This is a genomic window from Bacteroides caecigallinarum, from assembly GCF_016901995.1.
GTDB classification, from domain to species: Bacteria; Bacteroidota; Bacteroidia; order Bacteroidales; family Bacteroidaceae; genus Phocaeicola; species Phocaeicola cellulolyticus.
In genome coordinates this window covers 26,255-42,332 of record NZ_JACJLE010000039.1, presented here as the reverse complement: position 1 = coordinate 42,332, position 16,078 = coordinate 26,255, and the positions used below count along the sequence as shown (strand labels likewise).

Here is a 16,078-nt window from a genome sequence, read left to right as displayed (position 1 = left end):
AGAAGCTACAAAAACATATCTCTGCATAAATCATATTTTTCCGATAGTAAACGTATAAATATGCTAAATATCTTTAACCATATTCAGTTTTCTTATTATAGCTCATGATAATTACTGTTTTAAAGTTATTAGTTTACGGTTAATTTATAAGGGCGTGTAAATTCGATAGTTTCTACATTTCCTGTCTTGTTGTTTTTTAATTTAATATATCCTTTTGCCAAATTTCCTTTCTTATCTGTCAATTGATTTTCAGATATTGCTGAGAACTTAAAATGTCCTTTCCCTTGTTTCACGGTGTCACGATTAGAAACTATAGTTATAGGATTATTAAACTCATTAAGTTGAAGTGACATTTCATTAATAGAGAAATCACTTCCGCCACCAGCCAGCAAATTCATTTCTACTTCATATCCCCAAATTCCTTCATCTTTCTGTTTTACAAAAACATTTACAAATCCCGTAACCTTTATATCGGCCGTATATCCTGAAATATCGAAACGGAATTCATGTTTCATCTTTTTATTGCCTAAATGAAAGACCATTTCAACAGTGTTGGGATCATCAGATTCGCATCCTTTATAATCATACTTTACGGTAAACGATTTGTCAGAGACGTTACGCGATACAGTAAGATTAGTGACATAATCGCTCTTCAACAATGGAAGTTTGGAACATGATATAACCTTGTCCTGAAGAATCAATACACAACTATATTCTCCTGGTGTGTTGTTCAAGGTCTGCACAGTAATCTGACTGTAAAGTTCATTATACTGTTTTATTAGCAGTGCAGTCTCATTTTTTCTTACATCATCAAAGAAATATTCTGCAAGAGCTCTTAATTCAACAATACGACTACCTATTTCTTCTACCGAATTTACATTATTGTATTCAGATTTCAATTTTTCGAGCTGCAGACTCTTTTCTTCATCATTCTTCTCGAATTCGAATATCAGCTTTTTCTTTGTTATTTCCGGATAAGGATATTTCAGATGGAACCTATAGAAATACCTTTTTTCTTTTTTCACGTATATCCTTTCCCAATATGTCTCGGCATCGGACACACTTATACCGGAAATAAACGGAAGACGAGCAGCAATAGTCTTTATTTCAGAAGAATATTCAGTCTTTAGAGCATGATGTTCATTGAATGAAGTCTGCGTTTTAGAACTGAATGACGACGAATTAATATTAACTGCTACACTGTTTACAATTTCCTGTTTGACCAACTCCATACATTTGTTCCTGGCCTCCATCATATCAGGCGCATCTGCTGTTACAATGATTGTTTCAGACATTGTAGTACCAATCCATTTGGGTTTCTTGCCACTGTTTTCTACAACTTTTTCTTGAGCATTTACCGCTATTGATGTAATGTATAATAACATCAATACAATTCTAAAAAGAGAAACCTTCATACTTATACTCCTTTCTTAATCTACATTTTTGCTTTTGCCAGACCATACATTAAAAGTAAAGTCAGGACTACAAAAAGCAGATTGGTTATATAAAACCCTTGATTACCAATATCTGTGATATTAAAGATTACATTCATTATAATAAATATAAAGAATGACAATGAACCTACTACCCTTATAAGAGCTGTAGGACGTGGTTTATCAATAATACTCACTGACATAAAAGAACTGAGATATAACGCAAGAACTATTCCTACCATTACACTCCTTGACACTTCCAAGCCGGAAACACTGAAAGCATATGCTATAATAACCGAAATTATTATAGCAAAGCCCAGTAAAACATAATTTATTCTCATGACCTCTCGATATTAAAATTGTGGCAATGGAGGCGGAAGTTGTTCCAGAGTAGGACGGATATCCTCTACATCCTTTGCTTTCTTCCATTCTTGCAGTCCCGCTTTCCAGATATAAGTTTCCGGTGTTATTTCTCCCGCATTTATACGTTCAAGAATTTCACCCATAGAGAATGGTCCCTGCTGCTTTCCATTAATCATGGCATAAATGTAACGTGGAGGTCCCTGATTATAAGCTGTCTCTATAGCATTAATATTAGCTTTACATGCACTAGCCATAGACTGTGTAAACATTGGCGCCATAGAAAATGCCATTGCTGTTTCAAGCATATTATTTATTGACAAATCATCATTATCCATATCTGTAAGGATTTTTAATGTTTATAATATTTTTCTTTAAAGAGCAGGAGGTACCGGTGGTATTGGTGGCGGAACAGCTCCAAATAGCGACATTAATTCAGGTATCCGTGCTGCCAACTCCCATCCTGGCATTCCTTGTTTCCAAGCATAAGTATTAGGTGTGAGTTGTCCTGTTTGAACAAGCTGCTGAAGCTGTGCCATATTATATGGTCCACTCTGCTGACCATTTATAGCTATGAAATACTGCACAATTGCACCTGTTGGAGGAGGTGGTGGAGTCTGCTGGTTCATTCCATTCATCATATTACCCATCATATTAGCCATATTTCCTCCTATGGCGCCCCCCATCATCATACCTGTCATCATACCCGCCGGGTTCATACCTCCGCCTTCGCCGAATCCCATATTGGCATTCATCATACCTAAACTTTCAGCTGCTGTACGTGCTACATCACCCTGAATATTAAGCTGATGTGCTCCTAGATAAGCTGTTTCTGTTGCCAGTTTCTGGCGTCTCTGTGCTTCTTCACGCTGTATGCGTAGCGCTTCTTCCATATTTTCAGCACCTATTGCCTGCATATCCTCCATATTCTGCATATTGACCTCATATTGTTTCTGTATTGTGGCAGCTTGACTTGCTCCAATAGCCATCAATTCTTGGTAACTATCAGAGTTTTCATCTAACTTAATTTCAGAAAGGTCGAAACGCTTCATGGATACAGAAAAATCATTTTCCAAAGCAGGCTTGACTCTTGATTCGATAAATGTACTTATTAAATCTATACCTCTTTCTATCTGATTAACGGGTATCTTAAGATCATGAGGAGCACCTGTAACCGCCGTCTTAACATATCTGATAGCCATATCACGAATCTGAAGTGCAAGATCTTCAATATCAAAAGAACGCATTCTATAATGATTTACAAAACGCTTATAATCGGAGATGCAGAATGTGATAGAACCCTTTACCTGCACAGGTATAGACAAGTGTGGAAGATTGGGATCAGCAATTTTAAACCAATCAAGGAAGAACTGCGAACGTATACTACCTGCCAGATTAATAAAATAGATCTCAGCTTGAAAAGGTGAATCACCTCCATACGCCATACCAACTATACTTGTCAGTATAGGCAGGTTTGCTGTCTTTATTGTCTGATCAAAAGGACCTTCAATAAAGTCCATCATTTTATCTTCCTGTTTGTATACCAACACTGCTACTTCACCAGCCTTTACCCGCAGACTGCTACCATATCTAATCGCATTTTCCTTACGACTTTTTTCCCCTGTCGGCGACCATTTCCAAACCAAATAATCAGACTCATCACATCTGATTACATCCATCAATCCGCCTTCTTTTTTATTTCCAAATCCAAATAGTCCCATAGCCATTTATTTTAATAGGTTTTCCAACTTTTGTATATCGGACTTATATCTCATTGCTGTACATTTTTTCACAAACGTTTTAGCATTATCCATATCACCATTATTGATATAAGCCATTGCAATAGCTTTAGCACATTCCATATCTCCCATCTTTCCCATAAGATTGTCCAAGAAAAACTTTTCAGCTTCAGACATCTGTCCTGCAGTAATAATTTCATTAACTATAGTAAGACGGTATTCAGGATTGTCCTGCTCCTGTTCTGAGGCAGACAAATAAGCTTTTACATTCTCTTTCCAATCACTATTATCAACGACTTCGGATACTGTATTTTCTTCAACTATTGAAGAAACAGAACAAGTTCCAGTGGTAGATAGAATTATTATAACAGCCAGTATTGCAATCCATATAAAAACATTTTTGCGTATTTCTCTATTCCAGCTTTCTTCAACTTCCGATATCTGAGTAGAAATATCTGCAAGAAGTTTCTTTACTTCTTTATTTTCTCCAAAATCTCTTCTTGCAATTCGTGACATCATTTCATAATTGTTTTTCAACTTCCTAAAGTCACTTTCCGCTATATCTGCTTTAAATGTTCCTTTAAATTTCTTGACTATAACCCATACAGACCATATAAGAGAGAGGAAAAACAATATCCAAAAAAGTCCAGCGCTACTTATCCATGCTATAATAAGCAAGAATATTGATATTATTGGAACTATAAAAACTGAAAGCTTTGACATTCCAGCCCAAAAACCAGGAACCGGAATATCCTTTATGTCATGCAATATTAATTCAAGTGAGTTCGCCATTTCTTCTGCACTCGGTGAATCCTCATTCTCCACTACTGCTCCACATACAGGACATACTTTTGAAAGTAACGGTAGCATCTCGTTACAACGCGGACATCTCTTCATATCAGATTAATTAATTTTATACTTATATTTATTTCAATTTACCAAAAAGCCATGATGAAACTTTATCACTCAAAGACTCTGAACTTTCTTTATTAAGCTTTTCCGCTGCAGTATATGAAGCTTCAAGCTGCATTTTTTTCAACATCACTTCATTGTCTTGGGCTCGTTGTGCCATTTCCATCTTTTGCTCCTGAGCTTTTATACGTGCTTCATATGCAGCCCTATCGTTTGCTTCAACTGTCTGTTGAATCTGGTTTATCATAGATTGAGCATCTTTAGCATGATTACTCATTGGGTCAACATAAAGCAAGCACTCTAAAGCTTCGGGATATTTCTTCAATATCATATTATTTTTTGCCTCCTGAATCGACATAAGAGCATACTTATCAATCATCTGTTGATGGACTGTACGCATCATTTCTGAAACTGTCATATATTCACTGACAGATTCAGGAATTGTAGAAAGAACAGCCAAAGCCTCATCAAACTCACCTTTGTCAGCAAGTTGTTGAGCTTTAGCTATAAGAACAGGAGTTCTGTCAATATAATACTTCTCTATTTTTTCTCGAACAGAAGCCATAAAAGCCTTAACTTCTGGCTTACGTGGATTTATCTGACGAAAAGCTTTTCCCATTGCCATCGGTTCATTCTTAGCCATTGCACTTACTTCTAAAGAGAATTCATCAATTATAATCTGTTCTGCTACCCCAACAGCATATACCGAAACTTCAAGCTTTACCTTTACAGTAGTTGGAACTGTAGGTAAAACTTCTTTTTCCAAAGGAATAATATTGGCAGTAAGTATAAAGTCTCCTGACGATGAGCCAAACCCATTTACAGTAGCCATTTGCAATAGTCTTTGTTTAAGAGTATTAGAAAGACTACTGTTCAAATTCAATTCATCAGGAACAATAGGTGTTATCGAAATTTGACTTTGAGCCCAAACACTCTCTGAAAACAAAAGAATTAATAAAACTATATACGAAAAATATTTCATACAAATTATTTTTATTATCATTTTTCTCCTAAAACCAATATTACTTGACCTTGTCCCCTTATGATTTTCTTAGCAGGGATGTCATATTGTTTCAGGAAATTTACTAGTCCGTTCATATAATTGCTTGTACTCATAGCTCTTTCCTTTCCAGAAAGACTCTTTCCCATCAAAGGCATACGTACATCATTATAAATAATGGATGTTGCACTACGGCTTCTTTCATCGAAACGTCCTTGTACTGTATTGTCCTCAAACCATACATATATAATATCTGCAAGCTCGGCAATCTGACCATTATATTCATATTCTGTTTCTAAATCAAATGCTGCAGACTCGAACAGTTTAAGTTCAACCGTGATATTTCGCCCATTTTCAAACATATCGTCAAAAAAGTTCTGAAGTCCGGTAGTAAAATTATCCATGTAACTCAATACTGCTTCCTCCAGCAATGTAGTTACAGGAGCTGTAGATTCACTACCTACTCCTGTATTTCCAGATATAATATTCTTGGAATACGCATCAATAGCAGTCAGGTTAAACGATATTTGTTTCTTAGGTCCTATACGATTTATCTTATAATCCAAATCAAGAATTATATCTGGTTTTGCTTTTCTATTCAATATGTCAATTTCTGTTTCCTGAACAGGACTTCCACTTTCTTTACTCTGAATCAGAGATATATACGCTTCATCAGTCACCATATCTTTCAATGTTTGTTCAGTTGACTTTATCGGAAATCCCCTTGCAGCCATAATATCTCCCATCTTGGATATTATAACTCTGATTTCACTATTTTCCTGAAAAGCCTTCTGATAATCCATGGCTTTCATACTTACTCCATCCATGTTTACTTCAGAATAGAAACCATTTGCTATACACCAATTATCACTGGGAATAACCATTATTGTAGGCTTTTTGGCCTGACTAAATGCTACTGCTGGCACAAGTAACAATAAAAAGTTTATTATCAATGAATTAAACTTCATAACCATACTATATTTATTAAAAACCACTTGATAAACTCTTAACGATGCCATCTGCTTCTAATTTCTTGCGCAGATTATCGAACATTACCTGTACATAAATAGCTACTTTATAACCTTTTTTCACCTTCAAACGATCCTGTCCAGAAGGAACACCATCAGTTGTCATATTTACAAAACCAATATATGGTCCAGCTGTCTGGAAAAAATTATCAAAATAATCCTGATTGGCACTATATGCATTTACATCCTTACATATAGCAGGTGTTGCATTTGCCGTACTTGATGCAGGCAGTCCACGAAAAATACAAGCATAAACGGCATTCTTCTTTGCCTGAACAATAGCATCATCTACTTTCTTGCCGTACCCCCAGACTTTAACAAATTTTGTTCCCTCTGTTCCGACTTTTACTGTTCTAATCTCGAAATTCTGCATACTTTCAAACAAAGCCTTACGTTCTTTTCTATTTTGAGAAAAGACTAATGGTACTGACAGCATCAACACCAATAAAAATGATAAAAACCTATTCATAATACTGTATATTTTACTATTCCAACATTTTAGAAAATATATTTTAAACCGATATTAAAACCTATACCGCTTTTTCTGCCTAAATCATCAAGTGTCTCATTACGTTGTTCATATACTTCTCCTTGATATAGAAGAGCAGAATAATCCAATGATCCGAACAGCTGGAGTGGATAAGCAATATTCATATTGAATTTCAATCCCAAAGAGCCTGTATAAGCCGACTTTTCACTAAATGAAGAATCATCAGAATCATTATCTTCTTCACCGTTTACATTTATGCCATCAATACCAACCAAAACATAAGGCATAAGTTCAAAATATCTTATAAATGGACGAATACCAACACCATAACCTAACGAAGCATTTACAAAACTTACTCCAGATGAAGTAGAAGTATATAAACCATTATCCTCAAGTTTATTTTCAGAAAGTATGTTAAAACCGATATTAACAAGAGCATACTGAGATATACCTTTGGTATTAATGCTTATAAGTTTGTCAAGATTAAGATAATAACCATTGAAAGAGCCTACTCTATAGCTCAATCCACCACCCAATCCCCAGTCATTCTTTTGTTTCAGGATTGCACCTTCGCTAAGTCTAAAACCAGAAATCTGATAAAATTCACTTTCAGGGGTTTCACCTGATGCATTGATTCTATTATCTGCAACCTTAGTAGCACGAACATATCCTTTAGAAACAGACTTCAAGTTACCATTTTCATCTTCAGTATAAATATATGCTCGATATCTTGCTGCGTTCTTCACTCCTTCTTTCTTACCTATTTTCGCTCTAAGAGGTTTCACATGAGTTATCGCAGAAGCCACACTCCATTTATCTATTTTATTTTCCAACACATGAATAGCAGACTGATAACTTTCTATAGCAGATGTTTCCAATCCTCCATCAGATTCACTTTTAGACACAGAATAATCTCCAGATGCAACAAAATTAAGGCCTACATTCATATTATTCCAAATTTCATTCTTTTGTTGCTTTACAGTTTCATCATCATCATCATAAATCCAAGAATTCATAACTGTATTGTAAACCTCATCTGTATAATTCAATTTATAAACATAGACATTTGCCTGTGACGTCCAACTAACATTGCCTTTATCATCGACATTTTTAGCAACATTTGAATAATCCAAAAAAAGTACATAACTATTTTTAACCAGTTCATATCCTCCATCCTTTAATGCAGAAAGACCAACTTTTGCAACTTGAGCATTGAAATAGTCCTGATCTGTAACATTGTAACGTCCTCTCTGTTCAACAATTTTTGCATCCATCTCCCCATTATCTTTTCTGTTAAACCAATATGAAAGGATCTCTTTACCTATTAATTGAAATTCAGGATTAGAATTTATTTTATCTACAGTAATCTGAGTGTTTCTTGGAACGCTAATATTAAGTTCTTTTGTCTTAATAAAATTAATATCAAATTTACTAACCTTTTCAGAATTCATAAAATTAGTCTTTATGTAATTCTTTAATTGAGAATCATATGCATCCCCCCTTGACAAATAAACAACAGATATGCTACTTCTATTGTATTCATCAGATACAACATCATTGACTTTTTCCTGGCCAACTACATTATAAAAACAGAATAAACTCAGAATTACAAATAAAAAATAATGTTTTTTCATAATTAATATATTTTAAAGTTTTGAATGCAAAGTTAGAAGTTTATATAAAACGGACAAGTAAAATATAATAAAAATAGATACACAAAGTAGCATTTTTTACATTTAAACAAAAAGTACACATTCACATAGATAAAAAAAAGACTTATCTATAAAAGTAAAAAACACGTTTATGTATTTAATCATATTTTTTTCGTATCTTTATACCACAACAAACGTTTTAAAGCCTTAAATTATGAACAACATTTCCGATATTACAATCCTTGTGGCAGTCCTTGCATTAGCATTATGGCCGGCAATAATAGTTTACCTTTCATGGCGAAGGGAAAAGAAGATAATAAGCAGTTTTAAAGAAGGATTTCCCGCTGCCGATACACCTAAAATATCTACAGAGGAACTTATTGTCTCCACACTGAAAAAAATGGGATGTAACCCCGAGAAGAATGAAGACGGCAATATAGGCTTCATGTATCAGGGTGACGATTTCTACCTGTCATTCCAGGATGAAGTACCCTTTGTCATGATATGGTATCCGTGGTGGGGAACAATTAATGCCGACAATCCTGTTCTGCCGTATCTGAAAGAAGTCATCAATGCAGTGAACATAAGCTCGTTCATCACTACGGTTTTCATGGCCGAGAATGAAGGTGACAAAGAAATCGGTATCCACTCGCACTGCCATACATTCTTTACAGAAAGTGTTCTGGAGCCCGAAGAACATCTGAAACTGATACTCGACAGTTTCTTTGACACGAGAAATGCGATAAAAGAGAACATAGACAAACTAGGCTCTGCCATTTCCGAAGAAGACGAAGGAACGAAGAAGGAAAGGGTAATAGTGAAAGGATTCTCAGCTTACAAGGAAAATTCCAAACCGATTGAGAAAAAGGAAATAAAAGAAGAGGAAAAACAGCAATAAAGAACATGTCTTGATTTAGATACAAAATGTCCTTTTTATCCGGTTTTATGTCTCAAAAAAAACGTGCGCACATTTAAGGTAAAACGTGCGCACGCTTTGATTCGAATGGACGCACGCTTTAAGTGAAACGTGCGCACGCCCGAAAGACAGTCATAAAACCTTATTATCCGAAGGCTTACGCATGCTGAATTCACATCCGCAATACTGCTGATTATAAAAATTATATTCCTTTATTATGGCAATACGGCGCTCGCTCAAACCACCCTTACGCCAGTTCTGTTCCCACCAAATGACATCCTGATATGGCTCAACGGCATAGTGTCCGGCCTCGTTTATCTGTTCTAGGCTTTTCCATCGTGATGAAGCCAAAGTTGTGGTTATAACGGTAAACCCGTGTTCGTGTGCATAACGTGCCGTATCACGCAGGCGCATTTTGAAACAGCGAAGGCAGCGTCCTCCCCTCTCAGGCTCATTCTCCATACCTTTTATACATTCCAGCCACTGCGGATGATCATAATCTGCATCTATGATATCGAGCCCTAACGACTTGGCATATCTTGTACATTCATCCTTGCGGATATTATACTCCTCAAGAGGATAAATGTTGGGATTGCAATAATATATGGTAGGACGCACTCCGTGCTGCATCAGACATTCTATTATTGCTGAAGAACATGGAGCACAACAGGTGTGAAGCAGAACCTTGTCCGCTCCTCCCGGCACCTCTATCTGAAACTTGTTTTTCTTCATAACCCGTTATTTATTATTGGTGTTCCTCTGATATGCTATCCGCGGTGTTCCGTTTGCAACATAAATTATTCCGCACCTCACAAAACCATTCTTCTCAAGAAGATGCTGCATTACCTTGTTGTCATGATGAGTATCAACACGCAGACATGGGGAGATTAAAGAACTCCACTCTATACACATTGACGCTATACCCTTGACACTACCGTCCGATGCCAGACGATGTATGACATAATACGGTTCATTGTCAGGCCACTCACCATCTTCTATGTAGGAATATGTAGGATCGGGACCCTTGATAAGACAGAACGTGGCAACTATATTTCCGTTTTCCTTATTTATACAGACGAAACAATGTCCGTCTGCTATTTCCTTAGAGATAAATTCCTCTTGCGGATAACCGTTTATCCACTGATTAGGATTTCCGGAAGATTTCATAAACTCTCTGGCTATGGAAAATATCTGCATCAGTCTGTCAATATCTGCAGTAACGGCTTTTCTTATTTCTATGTTCATTATATCAGGATAAATTACGGATGCAAAATTAGCACTTTAATCTGTTAACCATAAATAATACACACAAAAAATAAACAGTCCCAACCATTAGCAATATGGTCGGGACTGTTCATTATAGAAATATTTTAAACGTTATTCAAGTATCGTTTAAAACTGTATTCAAATCTATTTTTTATTTTCCGCTCAACTGTTTGTCCATTGCAGCAGCAGCACGACGACCGTCGCCCATGGCAAGGATAACTGTAGCACCACCGCGAACGATGTCACCACCTGCGTAAATTGTAGGAATTGAAGACTGCATATCTTCATTTACTGCAATTGTACCTTTACGTCCGAGTTCCAGGCCAGGAATAGAGTTTGGAACAATAGGATTAGGAGATACACCTACGCTGACGATAGCCATATCGATATCTATTGTTTCGATAGCTCCAGGTATGGCAACAGGACTGCGACGACCTGAAGCGTCAGGTTCGCCTAGTTCCATCTTCTGAAGAACAACCTGTTTCACACGACCTTTTTCGTCAGCAATATATTCAATAGGGTTATGCAGTGTAAGGAACTCTACTCCTTCTTCCTTGGCGTGCTTAACCTCTTCAAGACGTGCAGGCATTTCCGCTTCCGAACGGCGATAGATAATCATTGCCTTTTCTGCACCAAGACGGCGTGCTGTACGGACAGAGTCCATAGCAGTGTTACCACCACCGATTACAGCAACTCGCTTACCGAATGTGACAGGAGTATCAGAATCTTCGCTTGCAGCATCCATCAGGTTGACACGTGTCAGGTACTCATTAGATGACATAATATTGATAGAGTTCTCACCCGGAATATTCATAAAGTTAGGCAGACCGGCACCAGATGCAACAAAGACACCTTTGAATCCTTCTTTCTCGAGGTCTTCCACGCTTACAGTCTTACCGATGATACAGTCCTTAACGAATTCCACACCCATCTTAGACAGGTTGTCTATTTCCACGTCAACAATCTTGTTAGGGAGACGGAATTCAGGAATACCGTATTTCAACACACCGCCAATTTCGTGCAAAGCCTCGAACACAGTTACATCGTAACCCATCTTTGCCATATCGCCGGCAAATGAAAGACCTGCAGGACCTGAACCAACAACCGCTACTTTGATTCCTTTCTTTTCAGCTATTTCAGGTACAGAAATCTGTCCGCTTTCGCGTTCATAATCGGCAGCGAAACGTTCAAGATAGCCGATAGCTACAGCTTCGTGTCCCATCTTCAGGTGGATACATTTAGACTCGCACTGTTTTTCCTGTGGACATACACGACCGCAAACAGCCGGAAGTGCGCTAGTCTGTTTCAACACACGTGCAGCTTCAAGGAACTCACCACGTTCTATATTCTTTATAAATGTCGGTATATTGATTCCTACAGGACAGCCTTCCATACATGAAGGATTGGCACAGTCAAGACAACGCTTAGCTTCTGTCAGAGCCTGTTCTTCATTCAAGCCAAGGTTAACTTCTTCCTTACGGCTGTGTGAACGGTATTCAGGATCAAGCTCGTTCATATGTACACGTGGGATAAGAGTACGTTCTTTAGGTTTCATACTCTTACGCAATTCTTCACGCCACTGTGCAGAACGGTCATCAGCCGGTTTTACAGCTTCGCATGTATCCGGTTTAGGATCAAGCTTGTGGATTTCCTCCACTTCAATATCCTTGAATGCCCCCATACGTTTCAACATCTCATCGAAGTCAACCTGATGTCCGTCGAACTCAGGACCATCCACACAAACAAACTTAGTCTTACCCCCTACAGTGATACGGCATGCACCACACATACCTGTACCGTCAACCATGATAGTATTCAAAGATACATCTGTAGGAATTTCGTATTTCTTTGTGAGCAGACAAACGAACTTCATCATGATGGCAGGACCGATGGCAAAACACTTATCTACCTTTTCGCGCTTGATCACTTCTTCGATACCTTCTGTCACCAGACCTTTCTTTCCGTATGAGCCGTCGTCAGTCATTATAATTACTTCGTCAGAACTTGCACGCATCTCGTTTTCCAGAATGATAAGTTCTTTTGAACGTCCGGCCAGTACTGTAATAACCTTGTTTCCGGCAGCCTTCAGAGCCTGAACGATAGGAAGCATAGGAGCAACCCCTACTCCACCTCCGGCACAAACCACAGTACCAAAGTTTTCAATATGTGTAGCTTTACCCAGAGGTCCTACTACGTCTGTGATATAATCTCCTTCGTTCAACTCACAAAGACGAGTTGAAGACAATCCCACTTTCTGAACCACTAATGTAATGGTACCTTTCACAGGATCTGCTTCGGCTATGGTAAGAGGCATACGTTCACCCTTATCGCCAACACGTACGATAACAAAATGACCTGCTTTACGAGATTTTGCAATCAGAGGAGCTTCAATAACAAGCTTAAAAACTTTCTCTGAAAAATGTTCTTTTGAAATAATTTTGTTCATTTTAAACTCTTAAAGTTAGTTATATTTCCGTTTTTCATTCTTTTTGTTTCAACCTCGCAAAGGTATAATAAATAAAAATACTTACAAAAGAAATACATAAAATAACAACAAGACACACTAAAAAAGGATATTTGATGACTATTTATTCTTAAAAAATAGACTTTGATATTAAATAAAATGTATCTTTGCATACGTCTTAACATTTTGTATCTTGATGAATTATATACTGGAGAACATAAAAATAATGATTAATGACGGCCATATAGCCGAAGCCAAGGAAGCCCTGGACAGGATTATAGAACAGAATAATGAGTATGCCGACAGAGCTTATTATCTGAAAGGAAATGCATGCAGAAAACTTGGTGACTGGCAAGGCGCGCTCAACAATTATCAGGAAGCCATAAACATCAATCCGGAAAGTCCGGCAAAAGACGCCAGAGCCATGATGATGGATATCCTGAATTTCTATAATAAAGATATGTTTAATCAATAAAAACTAAATACGTATATTTATGGCTAAAATGAAAGGAGTGGTGGTAGTAAACACCGAGCGATGCAAGGGATGCAACCTTTGTGTGGTAGCCTGCCCGCTTAAAGTATTGGCTCTTACTCCAAAAGTAAATCAAAAAGGATATAATTATGTACAGCAGGTGGTAGAAGACACTTGCAACGGTTGTTCATCATGCGCTATCGTATGCCCTGACGGTTGCCTGACTGTTTACAGGGCTAAATGTGAATAACCATACTATTAAGAATAAACGATAAATAAAGAAAAAATATGGCAGAAGAAGTAGTTCTAATGAAAGGTAACGAAGCCATAGCACACGCCGCAATACGCATCGGCGTGGACGGATACTTCGGTTACCCTATCACTCCGCAATCAGAAGTGCTTGAAACACTGGCTGAACAGAAGCCATGGGAAACAACCGGAATGGTGGTTCTGCAGGCAGAGAGTGAAGTTGCCGCAATAAACATGGTATATGGTGGTGCGGGAACAGGAAAAATGGTAATGACATCATCATCAAGTCCCGGCGTCAGCCTTAAACAGGAAGGTATATCTTATATAGCAGGAGCAGAATTGCCTTGTCTTATCGTGAACGTAATGCGTGGAGGTCCGGGACTGGGAACAATACAGCCAAGTCAGGCGGACTATTTCCAGACTACAAAAGGAGGAGGACACGGAGACTATCGCCTGATAGCACTTGCACCGGCATCAGTTCAGGAAATGGCAGATTTCGTAAAACTAGGTTTTGACCTGGCTTTCAAATACCGCAATCCTGCAATGATACTTGCTGACGGCGTAATAGGTCAGATGATGGAAAAGGTGGTATTGCCTGAGCCACGTCCAAGACGTACAGACGAAGAAATAATCGAACAGTGTCCATGGGCTTCTACAGGCTGCAAAGGACGCAAACCTATCGTAATCACTTCTCTGGAACTTGATCCTGCCGTAATGGAACAGAGAAACTTACATCTGCAGAACAAATATGCTGAAATAGAAGCCAACGAAAGACGTTATGAGGAAATAGAATGCGAAGATGCGGAATACCTGATAGTAGCATTCGGTTCATGCGCACGTATAGCACAAAAGGCAATGGAGCATGCACGCGAGGAAGGTATAAAGGTAGGTCTGTTCCGTCCTATAACATTATGGCCGTTCCCATCTCCGGAAATTGCAGAAAGAGCAAAACAAGTCAAAGGTATATTGGTGGTAGAACTCAACAGCGGACAAATGATTGAAGATGTAAAACTGGCTGTAGAGTGCAACGTACCTGTACACCATTTCGGCCGTTTGGGAGGTATCGTACCTGACCCGGACGAAGTGGTAGATGCTTTGAAAGAAAAACTCATTAAATAACCCCAGTAAGAATAAATAATGGACAACGACAAGATAAGAAACATATTGAACATTCTGTTCATGATTGGAGCACTGGCATCTATTATCCTATATTTCACTTTAGGCGATGACAAAACCGTATTCTTTTATGTATGCGGCGCTTCACTGTTCCTGAAGATGATAGAATTCGTGTTCCGCTTCTTACTATGACAATGACGGAGGAAAATAATATGACAAAAGAAGAAATAATGAAGCCGGAAAATCTGGTTTACCAGAAGCCGAAACTGCTTAATGATAACCCAATGCACTACTGCCCGGGATGTAGCCACGGTGTGGTACACAAGCTTATTGCCGAAGTAATAGAAGAAATGGGAATGAGCGAAAAGGCTATAGGTGTCAGCCCTGTGGGATGTGCTGTATTCATGTATAACTATCTTGACATTGACTGTCAGGAAGCCGCTCACGGACGTGCGCCAGCACTTGCCACTGCAATAAAGAGACTGTGGCCGGACAGACTGGTGTTCACATATCAGGGAGATGGCGACTTGGCATGTATTGGTACAGCAGAAACTATACATGCACTCAACAGAGGTGAAAATATTACCATCATCTTCATTAATAACGCTATATACGGTATGACAGGCGGACAGATGGCTCCTACTACACTGGTGGGAATGAAAACAGCTACTTGTCCTTACGGACGTGACCCTGAAATACACGGTTATCCGCTTAAAATGACTGAAATTGCAGCTACACTGCAAGGCACATGCTACGTTACAAGACAGTCTGTTCAAACTGTTGCAGCCATCCGCAAGGCAAAGAAAGCCATAAGAAAAGCATTCGAAAATTCTATGCAAGGTAAAGGCTCTAACCTGGTGGAAATAGTATCTACATGTAACTCTGGATGGAAAATGTCACCTGAAAAAGCCAACAAATGGATGGAAGAGAACATGTTCCCGTTCTACCCTCTAGGCGACCTGAAGGACACTACTTTATAAT

The 16,078-nt window shown here is 38.2% G+C and carries 18 protein-coding genes; 6 read left to right on the top strand and 12 right to left on the bottom strand.

The window, feature by feature from the left end; translation table 11 throughout:
- Positions 1-128: 128 nt before the first annotated feature.
- From H6A61_RS10770 to H6A61_RS10730, 9 genes are read right to left on the bottom strand one after another with little or no spacing between them, the layout of a single operon-like run.
- Positions 129-1,385, bottom strand: coding sequence for a hypothetical protein (locus H6A61_RS10770; protein WP_204393535.1), 1,257 nt, complete (start codon positions 1,383-1,385; stop codon positions 129-131).
- A gap of 50 nt (positions 1,386-1,435) precedes the next feature.
- Complete coding sequence (locus H6A61_RS10765; protein WP_204393533.1) at positions 1,436-1,774, bottom strand: hypothetical protein; 339 nt, start codon at positions 1,772-1,774, stop codon at positions 1,436-1,438.
- Positions 1,775-1,786: 12 nt separating this feature from the next.
- Entirely contained in the window at positions 1,787-2,131 is a 345-nt protein-coding gene (locus H6A61_RS10760) for a DUF4339 domain-containing protein (RefSeq protein WP_204393531.1), read from the bottom strand.
- A gap of 36 nt (positions 2,132-2,167) precedes the next feature.
- Entirely contained in the window at positions 2,168-3,514 is a 1,347-nt protein-coding gene (locus H6A61_RS10755; protein WP_204393528.1) for an SPFH domain-containing protein, read from the bottom strand.
- A 6-nt stretch (positions 3,515-3,520) separates the two neighbouring features.
- Positions 3,521-4,429 (bottom strand): zinc ribbon domain-containing protein, encoded by a 909-nt coding sequence (locus tag H6A61_RS10750; RefSeq protein ID WP_204393526.1) that lies wholly within the window; start codon positions 4,427-4,429, stop codon positions 3,521-3,523.
- A gap of 28 nt (positions 4,430-4,457) precedes the next feature.
- Positions 4,458-5,426 carry a hypothetical protein gene (locus tag H6A61_RS10745; protein WP_204393524.1) on the bottom strand — a complete coding sequence of 323 codons (969 nt, stop codon included), beginning with the start codon at positions 5,424-5,426 and terminating at the stop codon, positions 4,458-4,460.
- Between the two features lie 17 nt (positions 5,427-5,443).
- Complete coding sequence (locus H6A61_RS10740) at positions 5,444-6,412, bottom strand: DUF6175 family protein (RefSeq protein ID WP_204393522.1); 969 nt, start codon at positions 6,410-6,412, stop codon at positions 5,444-5,446.
- A 16-nt stretch (positions 6,413-6,428) separates the two neighbouring features.
- Entirely contained in the window at positions 6,429-6,941 is a 513-nt protein-coding gene (locus H6A61_RS10735; RefSeq protein ID WP_204393520.1) for a hypothetical protein, read from the bottom strand.
- Positions 6,942-6,970: 29 nt separating this feature from the next.
- A complete protein-coding gene (locus H6A61_RS10730) occupies positions 6,971-8,596 on the bottom strand; it encodes a hypothetical protein (protein ID WP_204393518.1) in 1,626 nt (541 codons plus the stop codon).
- A 241-nt stretch (positions 8,597-8,837) separates the two neighbouring features.
- Here H6A61_RS10730 and H6A61_RS10725 point away from each other — a divergent pair, with 241 nt between their 5' ends.
- Complete coding sequence (locus H6A61_RS10725) at positions 8,838-9,512, top strand: hypothetical protein (RefSeq protein WP_204393539.1); 675 nt, start codon at positions 8,838-8,840, stop codon at positions 9,510-9,512.
- A gap of 150 nt (positions 9,513-9,662) precedes the next feature.
- Here H6A61_RS10725 and H6A61_RS10720 read toward each other — a convergent pair whose 3' ends face one another.
- From H6A61_RS10720 to H6A61_RS10710, 3 genes are all read right to left on the bottom strand, one after another.
- Positions 9,663-10,262, bottom strand: a complete 600-nt coding sequence (locus tag H6A61_RS10720; protein ID WP_204393516.1) for an epoxyqueuosine reductase QueH — start codon at positions 10,260-10,262, stop codon at positions 9,663-9,665.
- A 6-nt stretch (positions 10,263-10,268) separates the two neighbouring features.
- Positions 10,269-10,775, bottom strand: a complete 507-nt coding sequence (locus tag H6A61_RS10715) for a GNAT family N-acetyltransferase (protein WP_204393514.1) — start codon at positions 10,773-10,775, stop codon at positions 10,269-10,271.
- Positions 10,776-10,947: 172 nt separating this feature from the next.
- Positions 10,948-13,242 carry a bifunctional dihydroorotate dehydrogenase B NAD binding subunit/NADPH-dependent glutamate synthase gene (locus H6A61_RS10710; protein ID WP_204393512.1) on the bottom strand — a complete coding sequence of 765 codons (2,295 nt, stop codon included), beginning with the start codon at positions 13,240-13,242 and terminating at the stop codon, positions 10,948-10,950.
- 214 nt (positions 13,243-13,456) lie between these two features.
- Here H6A61_RS10710 and H6A61_RS10705 point away from each other — a divergent pair, with 214 nt between their 5' ends.
- Genes H6A61_RS10705 through H6A61_RS10685 form a run of 5 tightly spaced genes read left to right on the top strand, consistent with a single transcriptional unit; the run spans position 13,457 to position 16,077 of the window.
- Positions 13,457-13,735, top strand: a complete 279-nt coding sequence (locus tag H6A61_RS10705; RefSeq protein ID WP_204393537.1) for a tetratricopeptide repeat protein — start codon at positions 13,457-13,459, stop codon at positions 13,733-13,735.
- Between the two features lie 19 nt (positions 13,736-13,754).
- Positions 13,755-13,982, top strand: coding sequence for a 4Fe-4S binding protein (locus tag H6A61_RS10700; protein WP_154044972.1), 228 nt, complete (start codon positions 13,755-13,757; stop codon positions 13,980-13,982).
- 38 nt (positions 13,983-14,020) lie between these two features.
- Positions 14,021-15,100 (top strand): 3-methyl-2-oxobutanoate dehydrogenase subunit VorB, encoded by a 1,080-nt coding sequence (locus tag H6A61_RS10695; RefSeq protein ID WP_204393510.1) that lies wholly within the window; start codon positions 14,021-14,023, stop codon positions 15,098-15,100.
- An 18-nt stretch (positions 15,101-15,118) separates the two neighbouring features.
- Positions 15,119-15,289: a hypothetical protein gene (locus H6A61_RS10690; RefSeq protein ID WP_204393508.1), complete on the top strand. Its 171-nt coding sequence runs from the start codon at positions 15,119-15,121 to the stop codon at positions 15,287-15,289.
- A gap of 20 nt (positions 15,290-15,309) precedes the next feature.
- Positions 15,310-16,077, top strand: a complete 768-nt coding sequence (locus H6A61_RS10685) for a thiamine pyrophosphate-dependent enzyme (protein WP_204393506.1) — start codon at positions 15,310-15,312, stop codon at positions 16,075-16,077.
- Position 16,078 lies beyond the last annotated feature (1 nt).

What these genes read in the sequence shown, in the direction of transcription:
- H6A61_RS10770 (WP_204393535.1), bottom strand. Translation starts at nt 1,385, where the DNA reads ATGTTATTATACATTACATCAATAGCGGTAAATGCTCAAGAAAAAGTT.
- H6A61_RS10765 (WP_204393533.1), bottom strand. Translation starts at nt 1,774, where the DNA reads ATGAGAATAAATTATGTTTTACTGGGCTTTGCTATAATAATTTCGGTT.
- H6A61_RS10760 (WP_204393531.1), bottom strand. Translation starts at nt 2,131, where the DNA reads ATGGATAATGATGATTTGTCAATAAATAATATGCTTGAAACAGCAATG.
- H6A61_RS10755 (WP_204393528.1), bottom strand. Translation starts at nt 3,514, where the DNA reads ATGGGACTATTTGGATTTGGAAATAAAAAAGAAGGCGGATTGATGGAT.
- H6A61_RS10750 (WP_204393526.1), bottom strand. Translation starts at nt 4,429, where the DNA reads ATGAAGAGATGTCCGCGTTGTAACGAGATGCTACCGTTACTTTCAAAA.
- H6A61_RS10745 (WP_204393524.1), bottom strand. Translation starts at nt 5,426, where the DNA reads ATGAAATATTTTTCGTATATAGTTTTATTAATTCTTTTGTTTTCAGAG.
- H6A61_RS10740 (WP_204393522.1), bottom strand. Translation starts at nt 6,412, where the DNA reads ATGAAGTTTAATTCATTGATAATAAACTTTTTATTGTTACTTGTGCCA.
- H6A61_RS10735 (WP_204393520.1), bottom strand. Translation starts at nt 6,941, where the DNA reads ATGAATAGGTTTTTATCATTTTTATTGGTGTTGATGCTGTCAGTACCA.
- H6A61_RS10730 (WP_204393518.1), bottom strand. Translation starts at nt 8,596, where the DNA reads ATGAAAAAACATTATTTTTTATTTGTAATTCTGAGTTTATTCTGTTTT.
- H6A61_RS10720 (WP_204393516.1), bottom strand. Translation starts at nt 10,262, where the DNA reads ATGAAGAAAAACAAGTTTCAGATAGAGGTGCCGGGAGGAGCGGACAAG.
- H6A61_RS10715 (WP_204393514.1), bottom strand. Translation starts at nt 10,775, where the DNA reads ATGAACATAGAAATAAGAAAAGCCGTTACTGCAGATATTGACAGACTG.
- H6A61_RS10710 (WP_204393512.1), bottom strand. Translation starts at nt 13,242, where the DNA reads ATGAACAAAATTATTTCAAAAGAACATTTTTCAGAGAAAGTTTTTAAG.
- H6A61_RS10705 (WP_204393537.1), top strand. Translation starts at nt 13,457, where the DNA reads ATGAATTATATACTGGAGAACATAAAAATAATGATTAATGACGGCCAT.
- H6A61_RS10700 (WP_154044972.1), top strand. Translation starts at nt 13,755, where the DNA reads ATGGCTAAAATGAAAGGAGTGGTGGTAGTAAACACCGAGCGATGCAAG.
- H6A61_RS10695 (WP_204393510.1), top strand. Translation starts at nt 14,021, where the DNA reads ATGGCAGAAGAAGTAGTTCTAATGAAAGGTAACGAAGCCATAGCACAC.
- H6A61_RS10690 (WP_204393508.1), top strand. Translation starts at nt 15,119, where the DNA reads ATGGACAACGACAAGATAAGAAACATATTGAACATTCTGTTCATGATT.
- H6A61_RS10685 (WP_204393506.1), top strand. Translation starts at nt 15,310, where the DNA reads ATGACAAAAGAAGAAATAATGAAGCCGGAAAATCTGGTTTACCAGAAG.